15 protein-coding genes are annotated in these 19,044 nt (G+C 68.5%); 7 read left to right on the top strand and 8 right to left on the bottom strand.

Annotated features, from left to right (window positions below; all coding sequences use genetic code 11):
* Nucleotides 1-91: 91 nt before the first annotated feature.
* Entirely contained in the window at nt 92-2,164 is a 2,073-nt protein-coding gene (locus tag BGN98_RS11835; RefSeq protein ID WP_043340223.1) for a DNA gyrase/topoisomerase IV subunit B, read from the bottom strand.
* Between the two features lie 192 nt (nt 2,165-2,356).
* On the opposite strand from BGN98_RS11835, the gene BGN98_RS11830 reads away from it, so the two are divergent.
* Together BGN98_RS11830 and BGN98_RS11825 are read left to right on the top strand one after the other, a co-directional pair.
* Entirely contained in the window at nt 2,357-2,575 is a 219-nt protein-coding gene (locus BGN98_RS11830; RefSeq protein WP_005049478.1) for a DUF7455 domain-containing protein, read from the top strand.
* A gap of 60 nt (nt 2,576-2,635) precedes the next feature.
* Nucleotides 2,636-3,661: a sugar-transfer associated ATP-grasp domain-containing protein gene (locus tag BGN98_RS11825; protein ID WP_005049477.1), complete on the top strand. Its 1,026-nt coding sequence runs from the start codon at nt 2,636-2,638 to the stop codon at nt 3,659-3,661.
* A 66-nt stretch (nt 3,662-3,727) separates the two neighbouring features.
* Here the strand turns inward: BGN98_RS11825 and BGN98_RS11820 are convergent, their stop codons facing one another.
* From BGN98_RS11820 to BGN98_RS11810, 3 genes are all read right to left on the bottom strand, one after another.
* Nucleotides 3,728-4,429: a coenzyme F420-0:L-glutamate ligase gene (locus BGN98_RS11820; protein WP_005049476.1), complete on the bottom strand. Its 702-nt coding sequence runs from the start codon at nt 4,427-4,429 to the stop codon at nt 3,728-3,730.
* A complete protein-coding gene (locus tag BGN98_RS11815; protein ID WP_005049475.1) occupies nt 4,426-5,757 on the bottom strand; it encodes an RNA polymerase sigma factor in 1,332 nt (443 codons plus the stop codon). The genes BGN98_RS11820 and BGN98_RS11815 overlap by 4 nt, the downstream gene beginning before the upstream one ends.
* A 206-nt stretch (nt 5,758-5,963) precedes the next feature.
* The gene (locus tag BGN98_RS11810; protein ID WP_016465206.1) at nt 5,964-6,932 is read right to left on the bottom strand and encodes a proteasome assembly chaperone family protein; all 969 of its coding nucleotides are present in this window, start codon (nt 6,930-6,932) and stop codon (nt 5,964-5,966) included.
* A 124-nt stretch (nt 6,933-7,056) separates the two neighbouring features.
* On the opposite strand from BGN98_RS11810, the gene BGN98_RS11805 reads away from it, so the two are divergent.
* The 3 genes from BGN98_RS11805 to sucB all read left to right on the top strand — a co-directional run bounded on the left by BGN98_RS11805 (nt 7,057) and on the right by sucB (nt 11,685).
* Nucleotides 7,057-8,526 (top strand): leucyl aminopeptidase, encoded by a 1,470-nt coding sequence (locus BGN98_RS11805; protein WP_288121495.1) that lies wholly within the window; start codon nt 7,057-7,059, stop codon nt 8,524-8,526.
* The gene (gene lpdA / locus BGN98_RS11800; protein WP_016465204.1) at nt 8,523-9,902 is read left to right on the top strand and encodes a dihydrolipoyl dehydrogenase; all 1,380 of its coding nucleotides are present in this window, start codon (nt 8,523-8,525) and stop codon (nt 9,900-9,902) included. Before BGN98_RS11805 ends, lpdA begins: the two co-directional genes overlap by 4 nt.
* A 100-nt stretch (nt 9,903-10,002) precedes the next feature.
* Nucleotides 10,003-11,685, top strand: coding sequence for a 2-oxoglutarate dehydrogenase, E2 component, dihydrolipoamide succinyltransferase (sucB, locus tag BGN98_RS11795; protein WP_288121494.1), 1,683 nt, complete (start codon nt 10,003-10,005; stop codon nt 11,683-11,685).
* Nucleotides 11,686-11,713: 28 nt separating this feature from the next.
* Here sucB and BGN98_RS11790 read toward each other — a convergent pair whose 3' ends face one another.
* Nucleotides 11,714-13,072, bottom strand: coding sequence for a hypothetical protein (locus tag BGN98_RS11790; RefSeq protein WP_005049468.1), 1,359 nt, complete (start codon nt 13,070-13,072; stop codon nt 11,714-11,716).
* Between the two features lie 143 nt (nt 13,073-13,215).
* On the opposite strand from BGN98_RS11790, the gene BGN98_RS11785 reads away from it, so the two are divergent.
* Nucleotides 13,216-13,926: a DUF4191 domain-containing protein gene (locus tag BGN98_RS11785; protein WP_005049467.1), complete on the top strand. Its 711-nt coding sequence runs from the start codon at nt 13,216-13,218 to the stop codon at nt 13,924-13,926.
* A gap of 3 nt (nt 13,927-13,929) precedes the next feature.
* On the opposite strand, the gene BGN98_RS11780 is transcribed toward BGN98_RS11785, so the two are convergent.
* Complete coding sequence (locus tag BGN98_RS11780; RefSeq protein ID WP_005049466.1) at nt 13,930-14,379, bottom strand: RDD family protein; 450 nt, start codon at nt 14,377-14,379, stop codon at nt 13,930-13,932.
* Between the two features lie 131 nt (nt 14,380-14,510).
* Between BGN98_RS11780 and glnA the strand changes: the two genes are divergently transcribed.
* Entirely contained in the window at nt 14,511-15,935 is a 1,425-nt protein-coding gene (gene glnA / locus BGN98_RS11775; RefSeq protein ID WP_005049465.1) for a type I glutamate--ammonia ligase, read from the top strand.
* Between the two features lie 193 nt (nt 15,936-16,128).
* On the opposite strand, the gene BGN98_RS11770 is transcribed toward glnA, so the two are convergent.
* Nucleotides 16,129-16,512: a sulfate permease gene (locus BGN98_RS11770; RefSeq protein ID WP_125131914.1), complete on the bottom strand. Its 384-nt coding sequence runs from the start codon at nt 16,510-16,512 to the stop codon at nt 16,129-16,131.
* Between the two features lie 150 nt (nt 16,513-16,662).
* A partial coding sequence (locus tag BGN98_RS11765; protein ID WP_288121493.1) for an AAA family ATPase occupies nt 16,663-19,044 on the bottom strand: 2,382 nt, incomplete at its 5' end.

The raw sequence follows: 19,044 nt of genomic DNA, 5'->3' as shown, positions 1-19,044 counted from the left end.
GCGATGGCCCGAGACCGAATCCCCCCAGATCGGCCTCGGGCCCCGCGTCTTTTCTGGGCTCCGCGAGAGCGGGCCCCGATGACGCCGGCGGTCAGGCGTCGATGGCCTCACGGTTGAGTCGGTCGCTGGAGGTGACGATGAAGTCGCGTCGCGGTGCCACATCGCTCCCCATGAGCAGCTCGAACACTCCCGAGACCGCCTCGGCATCCTGAACGCGTACGCGCCGCAGCAGTCGCCCCGCACGGTCCATCGTCGTCTCGGCCAGCTGATCGGCATCCATCTCGCCGAGTCCCTTGTAGCGCTGCACCGGCTCCTGCCAGCGCCGTCCCGACTTCTGCACCTTCGTGAGGAGAGTGTGCAGCTCCTGCTCCGAGTACGTGTAGATCGTCTCGTTCGGCTTCGAGCCCGGATTGACCACGATGACGCGGTGCAGCGGCGGCACGGCAGCGTATACGCGGCCGGCTTCGATGAGAGGGCGCATGTAGCGGAAGAACAGCGTCAGCAGAAGCGTGCGGATGTGCGCGCCGTCAACGTCGGCGTCGCTCATCAGGATGATCTTGCCGTAGCGCGCCGCATCGAGGTCGAAGCTTCGACCGGAGCCGGCCCCAATCGTCTGAATGATCGCCGCGCATTCCGCGTTCGAGAGCATGTCGCTGATCGACGCTTTCTGGACATTGAGGATCTTGCCGCGAATGGGCAGCAGCGCCTGATACTCGCTGTTGCGCGCGAGCTTCGCCGTGCCGAGGGCCGAGTCACCCTCGACGATGAACAACTCCGACTGCTCGACATCCGAGGTTCGACAGTCGGCGAGCTTCGCCGGCAACGACGACGACTCGAGGGCGTTCTTACGACGCTGGGTCTCCTTGTGCGTGCGAGCCGAGATGCGCGCCTTCATCTCGGACACGACCTTGTCGAGCAGCAGCGCGGTCTGCGCCTTGTCGTCGCGCTTGCTCGACGAGAATCGCTCGGCGAGCTCCTTGGCGACCACATTCGCGACGATGGCGCGAACCGCGGGCGTGCCCAGGATCTCCTTCGTCTGGCCCTCGAACTGCGGTTCGGGCAGTCGAACAGTGAGAACAGCCGTCAGGCCGGCAGTGATGTCGTCCTTCTCGAGCTTCTCCCCCGCGCCGACCTTGAGGCGTCGCGCGTTCTGCTCGACCTGGCCGCGGACGACCTTCATCAGCCCCTGCTCGAAGCCGGTCTGATGGGTTCCGCCCTTCGGCGTCGAGATGATGTTCACGAACGAGCGCGTGACTGTTTCGTAGCCTGTCCCCCAACGCAGCGCGATGTCGACCTCGCACTCGCGTTCGACCTCCGTCGGCACCATCGCTCCACCGGCCTGCAGCACGGGGACGGTTTCGGTGAATGTGCCGACTCCGGTCAGACGCCAGGTGTCCGTGATCGCGGCATCCGGTGCGAGGAAGTCCGCGAACTCCGAGATGCCTCCGTCGTATCGATGAGACGTCTCGACGGGCTCCTCGCCGCGCTGATCGACGATCGCGATCTCGAGGCCGGGGATGAGGAAGGCCGTCTGGCGCGCCCGCTGCTCCAGCTCTTCCGCATGGAACGTCGCGTCCTTGGTGAAGATCTGACGGTCGGCCCAGTAGCGGATGCGCGTCCCGGTGACGCCTTTGGGCGCCGTGCCGATGACACGCAACTGCGAGGCCTTCTCGAACGGGGTGAACGGCGACTCCGGCCCCGGGCCTGCGAACAGGCCGGGCTCTCCGCGACGGAACGACATCGCATAGGTCTTGCCGCCCCGGTCGACTTCGACGTCCAGACGCTCGGACAATGCGTTGACGACGGAGGCGCCCACACCGTGCAGACCGCCGGATGCCGCGTAGGAGCCGCCGCCGAACTTGCCGCCGGCGTGCAGCTTGGTGAACACGACCTCCACGCCGCTGAGCCCGGTTCGCGGCTCGATGTCGACAGGGATGCCGCGTGCGCGGTCGCGGACCTCGACGCTGCCGTCGGAGTGCAGGACGATGTCGATTCGTGAGCCGTAGCCGGCGAGGGCTTCGTCGACCGAGTTGTCGATGATCTCCCACACGCAGTGCATGAGCCCGCGGGAGTCGGTCGAGCCGATATACATGCCGGGACGCTTGCGGACAGCCTCCAGGCCCTCAAGCACCTGGAGGTGGTGGGCGGAATACTCGGCGGTCACAATCCTCAAGCGTATCCAGCCCCACGGACACCCGCGCCGCGACACACAGAAGCACCTCCTACCGCGGGCGATGGCGACGGAGGCGGGGTACGCGCACAGCGAAATGTGACCGGATCGCGGCATTGCTGAGCTCGCGGCATGGTTGTATGTCATGACACCGCACCGCATCTCATGTACCGAGGAGGAACCGAAATGAGCATGTCGACCACCGCTGAGCCTGACGTCCTCGAGTACCGACTGACCGCGACGGACCGTTGCGACTCGTGCGGAGCCCAGGCCTACATCGCGGCCGAAGTCAACGGCAGCGAACTACTGTTCTGCGCGCACCACGGACGCAAGTATGAAGAGAAGCTGCGCGCAATCGCGACGTCGTGGCACGACGAGACGGCTCGTCTGGCCGACGCGCGCTGAGCCCTCACACGTAGACTGGCGGAGTTCCCCTTTTCCGTCCGTCCCCGGAAGGACTCTGTCATGGCGCCTCGAGGCCTTCCTCTCCTGCACCGTTTCGAAGTGCTCTTCGAGCGTGCCCGCGGGCTCGATCTCGCATCGGTGCGTGAGAGGGCGCGTTTCACTGCGCGCGTGCACGGGAAGAGCTATCCGCTGGTGTTCGTCGACATGCTCTGGTCGGCGGCGCGCCATCGCGTCGGATTCAACGACTACATGGAGTTCGATTTCGCCATCCTGACGCGCGCCGAGCGGGCCACATGGGTGACCAGTCCCCTCGCACTGGAGCTCTCGAACCGCTACGACGATCCGGCTCAGGTCCATCGCTTCCACAACAAAGTGGACTTCAATCGCGATTTCGATCGTTTCCTGGGCCGAGAGTGGCTCGAGCTCGTCGCCGGCAATGCTGACCAGCTCGCGGCCTTCGCCCAGCGGCATCCCGTGTTCATCGCCAAGGTCCCCGTGAGCAAGTCCGGACTCGGGGTGCGCCGCTATGACGCGAGCGCCGTCGCCGATTGGGAGGCGTTCCACGCTGAGCTGCTGGCGAAGGGCGAGGTCCTGATCGAAGAGCGCATCATGCAGCATCCGGACCTCGAAGCCATCGCTCCCGGCACGGCCAACACGACCCGCGTCACGACCTTCGTCAAGGATGACGGAACGGTCGCGATCATCAACATGGCGCAGAAGTTCGGGCGCGGTCAGGTCAGCGACCAGGCATCGTTCGGCGGATTCTACACCGCCCTCCACGAAGACGGGCGCGCCATGGGGATGGGCTACTCGACGTCGGGCGAGCTCTTCGAGACCCACCCGGACACCGGCTTCCGCATCGCCGACTACCGGCTGCCGATGATGGACGAGGTGCGTGCGCTCATCACCGACGTGGCGCTGGTGATCCCCGAGGTGCGCTACGTCGGCTGGGACGTCGTCGTCACTCCGACCGGCCCGGTCTTGGTCGAGGGCAACTGGGGTGCGGGCGTGTTCGAGAACAAGCCCTCCGCGACGGGGATCCGCCACGGGCATCTTCCCCGCTACCGCGCTGCAATGGGTTTCTGATCACCGACGAGAAACGCCGGCGCCTCTCACGGAGGTCGCCGGCGTTTCGCACTTTTCAGCGCGGTGTCACGCCGCCCGGATGATGCCGAGGGGGGTGGACTCGCGGCCCTGGCCCAGGGGGTTGTCCGCAAGGATGCGGACGAGCTGACGCTCCCCCGCCTTGTCGAGCGTCGAGCCGAGAATGTTCCCGCCGATGTCGTTGATGTCGACGACCGCGACCTGCACGTTCCCGCCGAGCAGCGCCTGAACGCGTGCGGCCACCTCAGCCGGGCGCGTCGGGCCCAGAACGACCGCGCGGTCGTACGGCGGGATGGTCCCGTTGGTCGGACCGTCGATCGCGCGCGCCTTGTCGCCGGCGATGCGGTAGAAGTCGCCGCGGCGTCCGAACGCCTTCGTCACCGCGCTGATCGCCGCAGCGAAGAGGATCCGCGGGGTGCCGCACTCCCGAAGGGCCATCTCCATCGTTTCCGGCATGCCGAGCCCGATACCGTAGGAGGTCTTCGTCACGTACTTCGACAGGAAGTGCGCCAGGCGGCGTGGGCGGATCTCGTCGAGCGTGTAGGAACGGCCCTGCGTGATCGCGACGATCTTCTCCGTGATGAACAGCAGGTCGCCGTCCGTCACCTGGTCGGCTGCGTACGCGGTGACGACCTCGTCGAGATCGTCACCGGGCATGACGACGCGCGTGCGGATCGGAATCCGTGCGAACGTCGTCCCCTCGATGGTGACGGTGAGCGCCTTGCCGTCGTTGGGAAGCTCCCCGCTCATTCGAGGTAGTCCCGCAGCGACTGCGATCGCGAGGGGTGTCGGAGCTTCGCCATGGTCTTCGACTCGATCTGACGAATGCGCTCGCGCGTGACGCCGAAGGTATCGCCGATCTGGTCGAGCGTCTTGGGCTGTCCATCACCGAGGCCGAAGCGCATGCGGATCACACCCGCCTCGCGCTCGCTCAGCGAGTCCAGCAGCGACTCGAGCTGACGCTGCAGCATGGTGAACCCGACGGCATCCGCCGGGACGACCGCCTCGGTGTCCTCGATGAGGTCACCGAACTCGCTGTCGCCGTCCTCACCCAGGGGGGTGTGCAGCGAGATCGGCTCGCGCCCGTACTTCTGCACCTCGATGACCTTTTCGGGGGTCATGTCGAGTTCGCGACTGAGCTCTTCGGGCGTGGGTTCGCGGCCGAGGTCCTGCAGCATCTGACGCTGCACGCGCGCAAGCTTGTTGATGACCTCGACCATGTGAACGGGGATACGGATCGTGCGAGCCTGGTCGGCCATGGCGCGCGTGATCGCCTGACGGATCCACCAGGTGGCATACGTCGAGAACTTGAAGCCCTTGGTGTAGTCGAACTTCTCGACCGCGCGGATGAGGCCCAGGTTGCCCTCCTGGATCAGGTCCAGGAACTGCATGCCGCGGCCCGTGTAGCGCTTGGCGAGGGAGACGACCAGGCGCAGGTTGGCGCCGAGCAGGTGGCTCTTGGCGCGCTGGCCGTCGCGAGCGACCCACTGGAGGTCCAGCCCGAGCTGGCTCGACTTCTCCGACGCCGACATGTGCGAGAGCTTCTCTTCGGCGAACAGACCCGCCTCGATCCGCATCGCGAGCTCGACCTCTTCGGCCGCGTTCAGCAGCGGGACCTTACCGATCTGCTTCAGGTAGTCCTTGACGGGGTCGGCGGTCGCGCCGGTGATCTGTGTCGAGTAGACGGGAACATCGTCCTCGTCGCTCGAGGAAATGACGATGGCGCCCGTGGGGAGCGGCTCGGAGAATGCAGGCTTCGTCGTGCCGTCCTCATCCTCGTCGTCGTCCTCGCCCTTCTTGCCGGCGGCTCCGGTCGACGCCTCGGCAGCATCATCGCCGGACTCGTCGTCCGCGGCGTCCTCGATGTCGGTGTCATCGAGCTCGACGTCGTCGTCGATCTCTTCGTCGTCGTCCGCGGTCTTCTTCGACGCCTTCTTGGGCGCCGCCTTCGCCTTGGCCGGAGCCTTCGACGTCGCCTTCTTGGCGGCGGTCGTGGTCGTCGCCTGTTCCGTGGCGGACTCCGTGGCTTCCTCCTCCTCGACCTTGCGGGAGCGGGTGGTCTTCGTGCCTGAGGTCACGTCTTGCCTTTCACCGACGCACGCGCCGGGTTTTCGGACAGGAGTAAGACCCTTGTCAAGTCCGCAGTCGCCTCGTCACGAGCCGACCCCGGTTCGACAACGGGTCAGGTTTCCATTGTCGCATACATCATCGGACAGACCGTGCGCAACAGTCCGTCAGGATCCCCACAGCATCCATAACATCGCGGGGACGCTGCGCATTCCGCTCAGCGTCGACCGCGGCGGTCCTCACCGCGCCAGTCGTCGCCTCGGCGGTCGTCGTCCCGGCGGTGGTCGTCGGTGCGACGGTCAGCGAGGAAGCGCTCCAGTTCCGCAGCGAGCTCGTCTGCGCTGGGCAGATCACCGGGGTGGATGATCGGCTGACCGAGGTTCGATCCAGCCATGTACGCGTCGTAACGCTCTTCCAGAGCGTGCAGCATGGAGGTCAGCTCGGCGTTGCCCTCAACCTGGTCGTCGACCTTCGCGACGTACTCTCGGTTCTCCTCGCGCACATCGTCGACGTTGAAGACGAGGCCACTGGCCACCGAGAGGCTGTCCAGTCCCGCCAGTGCGGCGGCCGGGTAGTCGGTGTCGGCGAGGTAATGGGGCACCAGAAGCACGAATCCTGCGACCGAGGCTCCGCTCTGCGCGAAGCGGTGCTCCAGGAGATGACCGACCGTCGCCGGCACCTGCGTGTGAGGCTGCCACACCGAGTGCGCCTGTGTCAGGTCGGCGCGCGTCCCGCTCACCGTCGTGCCGATCGGGCGCGTGTGCGGTACAGGCATGGGAATGGCGTGCACCCACGTCACCGACGACACCTGCAACCCTTCGGCCAAGCCCACGACCGTCTCGGTGAATGCTTCCCAGGCGAAGTCCGGCTCGTACCCCGCCAGCAGAACGAAGGGCTGACCGAGCGCATCATGCGCGAGCGAGAGCTCCAGGCGCGGCGGGCGGTAGTCGGCGAGATGGTCGGCGTCGAAGGTGATCGTCGGGCGGCGCGCGCGGTAATCCAGGAGCACGTCGGCCGAGAACGTCACGATCGGCGCCGGCTCGAGGTCGTCGCGGAACATCGCCACCATCTGCGAGACGGCGCCCCCGGCATCCGTGAACCCGGTCAGCACGATCACCAGCGGAAGGTCGGCAGGGACCGGTGGGGCCGACGCCACACGCTCGTACAGGGGACCGCTCAAGGGCATGAGTCCACTGTACGAGCCTTCCCCGGGCGCAGGTCCGCGTGCCGCTGACAGCGAACACGCGGGGTGCGGCTCGCCGCCCTCGAGCGTCGCCGACCCCGGAGGACGCAAACCTAGGATGGAGGTCATGGCGTTTCCCGAGCTGTCGTACACGACCGATCCGCTGCGCGAGACGAAGGCCGATGCCCTCGTGCTCGCCCTCCCTCCCCTCGATCATGATGCGGGTGCTCTCGACCAGTGGCCGGGGCTGGCCCCGGCGTTGAACGCCGTGGGCTTCTCGGGCGCTCTCGGCGCAACGGTGCGCGCCTACGCGCCGGAGGCGACGTCGCTGCCCCTGATCGTCGTCGGCACCGGACCCGCGCCCGACACCGCGGCGCTGCGTGAAGCGGTCGGCGCCGCTCTGAGAACGACGACCGGCTTCGACACCGTGGCCGTCGAAGCCCCGGCAGTCGATGAGGACGGGTGGCGAGCCGTGGCGGAGGGCGCCGCGCTCGGCGCGTACCGCTTCGACGGGTACAAGTCGGTTGCCGCTGCCGCTCGCGCGTCACACGTGGTCATTCGTGGTGAGCGTCCCCCCGCCGCCTCGGCGCTGGCTCGAGCGCAGGCCGTCGGCGCTGCCGCCGCGCTCGTCAAGGATCTCGTCCACACCCCGGCCGAGTGGCTGGGGCCGCAGGATGTCGCGGATGCCGCTCGGGAGGCGCTGGCGGAGCTCCCCGTGGACGTCGTCGTCCTCGATGAGGAGCAGCTCGCCGCTGACGGCTACGGGGGCATCCTCGGCGTGGGGCAGGGGTCGGACCGACCGCCCCGTCTCGTGCGACTCGACTACTCCCCTGCGGATGCCGAGCGCCACGTCGCCATCGTCGGCAAGGGCATCACCTTCGACACCGGTGGGCTCTCGCTCAAGCCGCCCGCGGGAATGGTGGGCATGAAGTACGACATGGCCGGTGCGGCGACGGTTCTGGCCGTGGTCCGTGCGGCCGCGCAGCTGCGTCTGCCGGTGCGCGTGTCGGGATGGCTGTGTCTCGCCGACAACATGCCGTCGGGACGAGCAACGCGTCCCGGAGACGTGCTGCGGATTCTGGGCGGCACCACTGTCGAGGTGCTGAACACCGACGCCGAGGGACGGCTCGTCCTGGCCGACGGTCTCGTCGCGGCCAGCCGCACGCACCCGGACGTGATCGTCGACGTCGCCACGCTCACCGGAGCCATCTCGGTGGCGCTGGGCTCTCGCCACACCGGCGTCATGGGCTCGGAGGAAGCGGTTGCCGAGTACCTGGATGCGGCGGAGTCCGCGGACGAGCTGGCCTGGCCGCTCCCGCTGCCGGCGCATATGGAAGAGGAGCTCGACTCCCCCATCGCCGACCTCGTCAACGCGAAGATCGGCGACCCGACGGGCGGTTCGCTGTTCGCCGGACTCTTCCTCCAGCGGTTCGTCGGGCGTGTCTCCGACGACGCGGACGCGCCTCGCATCCCCTGGGTGCACCTGGACATCGCCGGCAGCGGGAGCACCAAATCCGCGACCGGTGCCACGGACAAGGGCCCCACCGCGGCCACCGTTCGATCCCTGCTCGCATTCGTCGAAGGAGACGCACGATGACCGCACACCACTCCGATCTCGTCGTCCTGGGCGGCGGGTCGGCCGGATACGCAGCGGCGATCCGCGCGGCCGAGCTCGGTCGCTCGGTCACCCTCGTCGAGAAGGACAAGCTCGGCGGCACGTGCCTTCATCGCGGCTGCATCCCGACCAAGGCGATCCTGCATGCGGCAGAGATCGCCGATGCCGTCCGTGACGCGTCGAGCGTCGGCGTGGCGGCGACGTTCGAGGGCATCGACGTGGCGGGGGTCACCGCTTTCCGCGAGGGCATCGTCGCCAAGAAGTTCGCGGGACTCACCGGCCTCATCAAGGCACGCGGGATCACGGTGGTCACCGGAGAGGGACGGTTGGTCGTCGACGACGACGGTCCCGCCGTCGCGGTCGGCGAGGACACCTATCGCGGTGCCGACGTCCTTCTCGCCACCGGCTCGCACACGCGAACCCTCCCCGGCATCGAGATCGGCGGCCGGGTCCTCTCCAGCGAAGAGGCGCTCGCGCTCGCAGAGGTGCCGGCGTCGGTCATCGTCCTCGGCGGCGGGGTCATCGGCGTCGAGTTCGCGAGCGCGTGGCGATCGATGGGTGCGGAGGTCACGATCGTCGAGGCGCTCGACCACCTCCTGCCCGCGGAGGACATCTCCTCGAGCAAAGCCCTGGAGCGTGCCTTCCGCAAGCGCGGCATCGTCTCTCGACTCGGTTCCCGCTTCGCCTCCGTCTCGCAGACGGATGCCGGGGTCACGATCGTCCTGGCCGACGGCAGCGAGCTGAGCGCGGACTACCTCCTCGTGGCCGTCGGACGCGGTCCGTCGACGGCCGGGATGGGATTCGATGAGGCGGGGGTGGCTCTAGAGCGCGGCTTCGTGAGCGTGGACGAGCGCCTGCGGACATCGGTCCCGCACGTCTGGGCGGCGGGCGACATCGTCCCCGGCTTGCAACTGGCCCACCGTGGCTTTCAGCAGGGGATCTTCGTGGCCGAGGAGATCGCGGGCCTCGGCCCCGTCATGGTCGCGGAGCACACCATCCCGCGGGTCACGTACTCGCACCCCGAGGTGGCCTCCGTCGGCATCACCGAGGCAGCCGCGCGTGCCGCCCACGGTGACGCGGTCGCCGTCTCTGAGTACAACCTGGCCGGCAACGGCCGTAGCGAGATCATCGGCACGGGCGGCATCGTCAAGATCGTCCGCCTGGTCGACGGGCCCGTGATCGGCGTCCATCTGGTCGGCGATCGCGTCGGCGAGCTCATCAGCGAGGGCCAGCTGGCCGTCGCCTGGGAAGCGCACCCGGAAGACATCGCGCCGTACGTGCACGCGCACCCGACGCAGAGCGAGGCACTCGGCGAGGCGTTCCTCGCCCTCGCGGGCAAGCCTCTGCACGCCCTCTGAAAACCCACCATTCCTCCCCCGTCCGACACGTCACCGCTTCGGCCCCGTGAGGGTCACTAAGCTAGTTGTCGGACATCGAACTTCTGAAGGAGACACAGTCATGAGCACATCCGTGGTCCTCCCCGCGCTCGGAGAGAGCGTCACCGAGGGAACGGTCACCCGTTGGCTCAAGAAGGTCGGTGACACGATCCAGGCCGACGAAGGGCTGCTCGAGATCTCGACCGACAAGGTCGACACCGAAATCCCCTCTCCCGTCAGCGGCGTGATCGAGGAGATCCTGGTCGCTGAGGACGAGACCGTCGAGGTCGGCGCCGTTCTCGCGAAGATCGGAGACGGCTCGGCTGCCGCACCGTCCGACGATGCGCCCGCCGCGGAGCAGCCCGCCGCTGAGCAGGCTCCGGCCGAAGCGGCTCCCGCCCCCGAACAGGCTCCCGCGGCTCCTGAGGCCACCGCGGCGCCGTCCGGCGACGCGAAGGACGTCGTGCTTCCCGAGCTGGGTGAGAGCGTCACCGAGGGAACGGTGACCCGGTGGCTCAAGCAGGTCGGCGAAGAGGTCGCGGTCGACGAGCCGCTCCTCGAGATCTCGACCGACAAGGTCGACACCGAGATCCCTTCCCCGATCGCCGGCACGCTGCAGGAGATCCTCGTCGCCGAGGATGAGACGGTCGCCGTCGGCGCCGTGCTCGCGCGCATTGGTTCGGGTGCCCCTGCAGCCGCTGCCCCGGCGGCAGCTGCGCCTGCTCCGGCTGCCGAAGCACCGGCCGCTCCTGCTGCCGCTGCCGCTCCTGCTCCCGCCGCGGCGCCTGCTCCCGCTGCGGCGCCTGCACCGGCCGCTGCTCCTGCTCCCGCTGCCGCGCCTGCCGACGACGCGGCGACCTACGTCACTCCCCTCGTGCGCCGACTCGCGCAGCAGCAGGGCGTGGACCTGGCGTCCGTCACGGGGACCGGCGTCGGCGGTCGCATCCGCAAGGAAGACGTGCTCAAGGCGGCCGAGGCCGCCCAGGCCGCTCCTGCGGCCGCAGCCGTCGCGCCTGCGGCGGCGGCACCCGCCCCGCTCGAGGTCTCGCCGTTGCGCGGTACGACCCAACCGATGTCCCGTCTTCGCAAGGTGCTCGCCGAGCGCGCGGTTGCCTCGATGCAGCAGACGGCCCAGCTCACCACGGTCGTGAAGGTGGACGTCACGAAGGTCGCGTCGTACCGCACGGCGGTCCAGAAGGACTTCGTCGCGAAGACGGGCGGCAAGCTGTCGTTCCTGCCGTTCTTCGTCCTCGCTGCCGCCGAGGCGCTGCAGGCGTTCCCGGTGATCAACGCCACGGTGGACGGCACCGACATCGTCTACCCCGCCACCGAGAACATCTCGATCGCGGTCGACACCGAGCGCGGCCTGCTGACCCCCGTTCTCCGTGACGCGGGCGCCAAGACGCTGGCGGGGATCTCGTCCGAGATCGCCGACCTCGCCGCTCGCACGCGCGACAACAAGCTGAAGCCCGACGAGCTCGCCGGTGGCACGTTCACCGTGACCAACACCGGCTCCCGCGGCGCCCTCTTCGACACCCCGGTCGTCTTCCTTCCGCAGTCCGCGATCCTCGGCACAGGCGCGGTCGTGAAGGAGCCCGGTGTGGTCAAGGTCGACGGCGTCGAGGCGATCGCCGTGCGCTCCTACGTCTATCTGGCACTGTCGTACGATCACCGCATCGTCGACGGCGCCGACGCGGCCCGCTTCCTGGGTGCGGTCAAGACCCGCCTGGAGACGGCGGACTTCGAGGCCAACCTGGGGATCTGAGCGCGCGCCCGGCCAACGGGCTCGCATGTCATGGCTGATCCGCGACGTCGTACACGTCGCGGATCAGCCATTTTCCGTCGACCTGCACGAGAACGAGCACCTGGCTGGGCTGCTGTCCGCCGGAGACGCGATAGGCGGCCACGCCGCCGTACTCGTCGAGGAGGGTGACCTCGCGCAGTTCAGCGTCCTCGACGACGACGCTGTCAGGAACGCCGGCGCTCGGGTCCTCCAGAATGTCGGAGCAGTCGGCGACCTGCTCCCGGGCGCATGACGCGAGATCGGCAAGCAGGCGGCGCGCGATGTCGCCTTCGTCGGCGCTGTGCGACGGCGCAGGCGCTGCGGCATCCGACGCGCCGGAGTCGAGGGTCGCCGCCGGGGTGGACACGGCGCCGCTGTCCAGCGACGGTGTGGATGCCGCGGGCGTCGTGGATGAAGCGCTCTCGTCGACCGGCCACGCGAGACCCACGGCGATGATGATCGCGGCCGCGGCAGCGGCCACGAGCAGCGGGGATCGCCGGCGGCGGCGTGGCGCACGATCCTTGTGCGCCCGTGTGGTCGTCGCCGACAGGGCGCGGCGTCCGGCCCGGTCTCGTACCGCCGTCAGCCCGTGCCTGCGCGTCGCGCTCATCGTGCGCCTCAGCGCGGAGCGAACATCGCCCAGGACGTTCAGCGCACGAGCGGCAAGATCGCGCTCGACGAGCGGCGCGACCCAGCTCGACGCATCCGAGGCGAGATCGTCGCCGGTTCGACCGCGGTGTACGGCCCGACGCGGCGCCGGGATGGCCGCGACCCCCCTGTTCGCGTCGGCGGTCGGCAGAGGAGCCGGTTCAGCGGCGGCGAAGAGCTCATCTTCCGCACGCTCGCGCCGCCCCGGCGTGATGCGACCCTCGCTGATCAGTTCCGCGGCGTCGAGCACCGCCTGCCGCAGACCCGGCGCGGCAGCCTCGGCGAGCTCCTTCAGCAGTGCGACGGAATCGTCCCGCCAGGCCGGTCCGGTCGCAGCGAGGAGTGGACACCCGTCGGCATCCACCCACCAGGAGCCGACGGTGAACCCGCAGCGCTCTGCCTCGGCGGCGCCACGCAGCACACTGACGGCGGCGGTGACGAGCGCTCCCGCCTCCCACACACGCCCGGCGACGAGAGTGATGAGTCGGTGCGGGCAGTGCGGGAGCAGGGCGGCGTGACCGTCCGGAGTGCGCGCCAGGTCGACGGGGGCGAGCACATGCTCGCCGCCCCGTACCCGCCAGATCTCGCTCGGCAGATCCTGCAGGGGCACCCACACTCTCGGAGGCGTGCCCGCGCGCAGGTCGCCGGGAAACGGGGCGTCGGCGGCGCCCAGCGTCCTCAGCAGCGGCGGCGGGGCGAGCACACCGGAATCGATGCTCATATCGTGAGTGTCGCCGCTCGTGGACCGGGCCGGCCGCCGCGCGGGTCAACTGTGCAGACGCCAAGGGTTCGCCACGCTGGGGAGGAGTTCTCGTCGCACCGCGTGCGCGTGCGCCGTGTCGCCGCGACGGTAGGCTGTGTGCCATGGCATCCCGCAGTTCCGCACCCGACAAGGGCCCTGGCTTCTTCTCCCAGATCCGCTCGCTCTACACCTTCACGAAGGCCGAATTCTCTTGGCTGCCGTGGGTGCTGGCCGCTGTCGTGGTCGTCGGAATCGGCATCGGCGTCCTCATCGGGTTCCTCATCCCGCCTGCGGCCATCTGGAGCGTGATCCTGTGGGGTGTCACCGGCCTGCTGTTCGGTCTCTTGGGCGCCATGATCGTGCTCACACGTCTGTCCACCCGCGCGATGTACATCAAGCTCGACGGGATGCCGGGAGCTGCCGGTCACGTGCTGTCGACCTCGCTCGGCCGCAGCTGGGTGGCCTCGGAGATGCCCGTGGGGGTCAACCCGAAGACGCAGGACGCGGTCTACCGCGTGATCGGCCGCGGTGGTGTCGTGATCGTGGGCGAGGGCGCGCGGGGGCGGCTGACCCGACTCGTCAACGACGAGAAGATGAAGGTCCAGCGCGTGGCCTCGGGCGTTCCGATCAATGTGCTGTACATCGGCCACGGTGAGGGCGACGTGCCCATCTCGAAGCTCTCCGCGACCATCAAGTCGTTCCCCAAGAAGGTCGACCGTACGACGATGGCCGCTGTCGTCAAGCGCGTGGACTCGGTCTCGCAGTCCGTCACCTCGCTGCCGATCCCGAAGGGCATCGACCCGATGCGTGCGCGCGCGCCGCGCCCGCGCTGAGCCTCAACCGCGGACGAGGACCGTCCCCGCGGTCTTGTCGTGAAGGCCGCGGTGATCGCCATCCCAGATCACGGCGGGGATGATCAGGGCGAGCAGCAGTGTGCGCACCACCGGACGCCAGAGGCCGCTCCAGCCCCCGTCGACACGGACGATCCGCATGCCGAACAGTCGATGTCCCGGACTTCCCCCGAGCGTCGGGATGAACAGCACCTGCACGGCGACGAAGATCAGGTTCGACGCGACCGGATTGGCGTACCGGAACCCGGTGACCTCGTCCAGGACCGGGAAGAACGCGTAGGCGATCAATGTCGCCGTTGCCAGATCGACGGCGAGAGCGCCGACGCGTCGACCGAGTCTCGCGATGCTCCCCGAGCCCGACCGGGGCAGCCCGAGTCGCTCCCCGGGATAGGTGCTGTCGCGATGTCCCGTATTGTCGGAGGTACCTGCCGTCACCGGGTCAGCTTATCCGCGTCGCTGTAACATCCCCGAAACACGGGGGATACTGCCGGGCAACCGGTCATCGATAGCGTCGAGGCGGGCCTGATCCCGTTCAGGCGTGTTCCACACCCGATCTTGGAGACTCCATGTTCAAAGATTCATCCGAGGTTCTGAAGTTCATCAAGGACGAGGACGTCAAGTTCCTCGACATCCGGTTCACGGATCTGCCTGGTGTGCAGCAGCACTTCAACATCCCGGCCTCGACCGTCGACGAGGAGTTCTTCACGGTCGGCCAGCTGTTCGACGGTTCGTCGATCCGCGGTTTCGCGAACATCCACGAGTCGGACATGCAGCTCATCCCCGACGTGTCGACGGCCTACCTCGACCCGTTCCGCGAAGCGAAGACGCTGATCATGCTCTTCGACATCTACAACCCGCGCAACGGCGAGATCTACAGCAAGGACCCGCGTCAGGTCGCCAAGAAGGCCGAGAAGTACCTCGCGTCGACGGGCATCGCCGACACCGCGTTCTTCGCCCCCGAGGCGGAGTTCTACATCTTCGACGACGTCCGCTATGAAGTGAAGCAGAACGCCTCCTTCTACAGCGTCGATTCCGAAGAGGGCGCCTGGAACACGGGTCGCGCCGAAGAAGGCGGCAACCTCGCCAACAAGACGGCCTACAAGGGCGGCTACTTCCCCGTCTCCCCCGTCGACAAGACGGCCGATCTCCGCGACGACATCAGCCTCCACCTCATCGAGTCCGGCCTCATCCTCGAGCGCGCGCACCACGAGGTGGGCACCGGTGGTCAGCAGGAGATCAACTACCGCTTCGACACGATGGTGCACGCGGCGGACGACATCCTGAAGTTCAAGTACATCGTCAAGAACGTCGCCGAGCAGTGGGGCAAGGTCGCGACCTTCATGCCGAAGCCGCTCTTCGGTGACAACGGCTCGGGCATGCACACCCACCAGTCGCTGTGGCTCGAGGGTAAGCCCCTCTTCTACGACGAGAAGGGCTACGGCGGCCTGTCCGACCTCGCCCGCTGGTATATCGGTGGCCTGCTGGCGCACGCGCCGGCCGTTCTCGCCTTCACCAACCCGACGCTCAACTCCTACAAGCGTCTCGTCAAGGGTTACGAGGCTCCGGTCAACCTGGTCTACTCCGCGGGCAACCGCTCAGCCGCGATCCGCATCCCGATCACGGGCAGCAACCCGAAGGCCAAGCGCATCGAGTTCCGCGCGCCCGACGCCTCGGGTAACCCCTACCTCGCCTTCGCGGCGCAGATGATGGCCGGCCTCGACGGCATCAAGAACCGCATCGAGCCGCACGAGCCGGTCGACAAGGACCTCTACGAGCTGCCGCCCGAGGAGGCCAAGAACATTCCGCAGGTGCCGAACTCGCTGCTCGACTCGCTCGAGGCGCTTCGTGCAGACCACGAGTTCCTCCTCGCCGGCGGTGTGTTCACGCCCGAGCTGATCGAGACCTGGATCGAGTACAAGATCGAGAACGAGATCAAGCCGCTCGCCGCGCGTCCGCACCCGTTCGAGTACGAGCTGTACTTCGGGGTCTGATTCCGGGAGGCCCTCAGGGCCACACTTCCGGTTCTTGAGACCAGCAATTCACTGAGCCCCAGTCGGCAGTTGCCGTCTGGGGCTCAGTGTACCTCTGGACGTTTACGGACGGCTACGGACAGTAAACGGACAGGTTTTCGGACAGGGCGCGGGCCGCTCTTGCAGTACCGTTGACGATCCCGATGCGTCCAAGTCAGAGTCGCGTCGCGGTGAGAATGGGAAGGTCGTCGCCCGCCGCGTAAGCCGCCGACTCGCGCTCGACGAGTCGGCCGTCGCGCCGCTCGGCGAGGCGAGCCCGGATCAGAATGACGAGCGTGATCGGGCCGTTGACGAGGAACTTCAGCGCGTTCCAGATGAACAGCAGCACGAGCAGGTTCAGCCACCCCGGCCCGCCGTCGGCGATCCAGACGGTCAGCAGCCACGCGCCGAGCAGGTACGGCACGGCGATCAGCATGGCGGGCACACCCCACTTCAGTCCGCGGCGCGTCCGCAGCGCGTTGAGCAGGATGTTCGTCGGCATGTACGTCCGCAGGAACAGCCGAACTCGGATGCTGAGATTCCAGAGCAGTCGGAGCATGATGTCCGCCTCCTGAGAGGGTGCGTAGCTCCGCCGAGGAGGTAGATCATGTGGTGAGCGTCCCGAGAGGACCGTCGCAAGCGACCTAGAAATCGTGGCTACTACCTCGACACTCAGGGTACGCCCGACCTCGGACACACGGAAGGGCAACTACAGACGTGGCGCGGATACCCCGACCGCGGTGACCGTGGACTCCGGTTCTGCTGCGCGTGCCGCGAGCTGCCGTGCGCGGTGGATCGCGGCGCGTGCTCGCGCGGCATCTGCGTGCTGCCGCGCGTCGTCGCCGATGAGTCCGAGCGCGCTGGTCTCCGCGATGCCGTAGGTGTCGCGGTAGGCCGCGACGGTGCGCGCCTCGCGTCGCCAAATCGCGGCAAGCTGCGGATCGGCGGGCTCCGGGCCGAGTTCCGCGGCCCATGCCTCGGACGCCTCGACCGCTTCGGCGACGAGCGCGTCGGCCCGCTGCTCGATGAGTGCGGCGCGTTCGCGGAGCGCGGCGCGCATGTCGTCGTCCATCGTGCCGAGCGCCGGGGTGATGAGTCCAGCGATGGGCGCGGCGGGCTGGCGCACGCGCCCCGCACCGTTCGCGCGCGCCAGGGCTCGGATCACCCGTTCGTGGAGCACCGCGGCCACGTCCTCGGCGTCGTCGAGCGGACGCGAGGCGACGAGCGCGTGCAGCAGGCGCTCCGTGTCGTACCCGTCCGCCTCGGCGCGGCGCAGCTCGGCACCGAGCACACCGAACGCGGTCGATCCGATGGCGGCGTCGGCTTCGGCCTCGGTGAGTCGGGTGGCGCGCACGAGGGCTTCCCATCTCTGCTGCTGTGCGGCGGCGGCGATGGTCTCGTACTCGGCGGCGAGCTGGCCGACCGAGCCCCAGGCGTCCTGCTCGGCGGCGATCATCTGGCGGGCTGAGAGTTCGGCTCCAACGTGCTGGAGCACCCCGGCGAGCACCTTGCGGGCCGCGACTGCCTTGGTGTCCTGGGTGGGCGGATGGATGTGGTCGTCGTCGGGACGGTTGATCGAGACGTAGGCGGTGTTCACGAGCCTTCCGCGGGTCATGGCGACGTAGAAGTTCTCGCGCGTCGCGCCGGGCTCGATGAGCGTGTGTCCGGTGTCGACGGTGACGCCTTGCGCCCGGTACGCGGTGACGGCGTAGCCGAGTTGGACGTGCTCGGCGACGTACTCAGCGGGGAGCCTTAGGGTCGCGCCCCAGCGCCGTCCGGCGGGACGCACCCGCAGCGACCCATCGGCGTCGATGGCGGTGATCGTCCATCGACTGCCGTTGCGTACCCAGCCGCGGCCGATGCGCAGCTCGCGGTCGTTGCGGCGGGTGATGATCGCGTCCCCGACGGATGCCTCGGTATGGTCATGCAGCCGCACCTCGGCGCGCGCGTCGACCTGCCCGGCGAGGATGAGGTCGGCGCGGGCGCGCTGGTTCAGGGTAGTGACCATCGCGCTCGACTCGGCAATGAGGATGCTCGCCAGTCCTGCGACGCGGTCGCTCTGCCACGAAGCGTAGGCGGCATCAGCCATGCGTTCGGCCTCCCCTGCATGGATGCGCCCGTGGGCGTGGTAGGTGTCGATCGCCTCGATGCGCCCGTGGCGAAGGTCGAGCGTGGCTTCCTTCTCCCAGGCTGCGGCGATGCGTCGCACGTCGGTCAGCTCGGGCACGTCGTCGCGGTCGGCGACGAGCAGCCCGAACGCTCCCCCGGCGTCCACGGATTGCAGTTGCGCCGTGTCGCCCACGAGCAGCACCTTCACCCCAGCGTCGACCGCGACGCGCACGAGCCGGTCAAGGGCGAGCGTTCCGGCGAGGGATGCCTCGTCCACGATCACGAGCTGCCCGGCGGTGAAGCCGATGCCGTGGTCGCGGTAAGTCTGCCACCACTTCGCGGTGTTCTCCGTCGGGATGCCGAGATCCCCGGCCAGCACCTCGGCGGCCACGGCAGACGGGGCGAGCCCGACCACCGAGCCGTGCCCGTGCTCGGCTTCCCATGCGCGCCGCAACGCGCGCAGAGCGGTGGTCTTGCCCGCCCCTGCGGGGCCGATGAGCAGGTCGAGCATCCGGCCGGAAGACGCAATCGCGGTGAGCGCGGCGCGCTGGTCGTCGCCGAGCGCGCGCCCACGGCGGGGTTGCAGCGCGTGCGCGATGGTTGCGTCGGCCAGGCGCGGTGCAACCTGCTCGCGGGAGCGTGCAAGCAGCCGATCCTCAGCAGCGAGCACCGCGGCCCCGCTATAGCGGGCGGCGTTGCGAGGCCGGAACACGCTCGTGCCGTCCGTGCGCTGGAACGCAGCGGGACTGGAGGCAAGCTCGGGCGGGGTGAGCCGGATGGACGCCTGCTCTGCGGCATCGACGATCATGCTAGTGATCGCCTCGCGGTCCTCCGTGCCGGTGAAGCGCCAGCCCATCGTCTGCCGTGCGGCCTCGGCGTACAGGTTCCAGAGGCTCCACGTCGTGCGCTTCTCGGCAACCGCGGCGACCACCGACGCGCCGAGCCTGGCGATCCGCTCCAGCGGCACATCCTCCGCGCGCAG

This window comes from Microbacterium sp. 69-7, assembly GCF_001897985.1.
Classification (GTDB): domain Bacteria; phylum Actinomycetota; class Actinomycetes; order Actinomycetales; family Microbacteriaceae; genus Microbacterium; species Microbacterium laevaniformans.
Note: the sequence above shows the minus strand (reverse complement) of the source record. Positions and strands in the feature narration are given on the sequence as shown.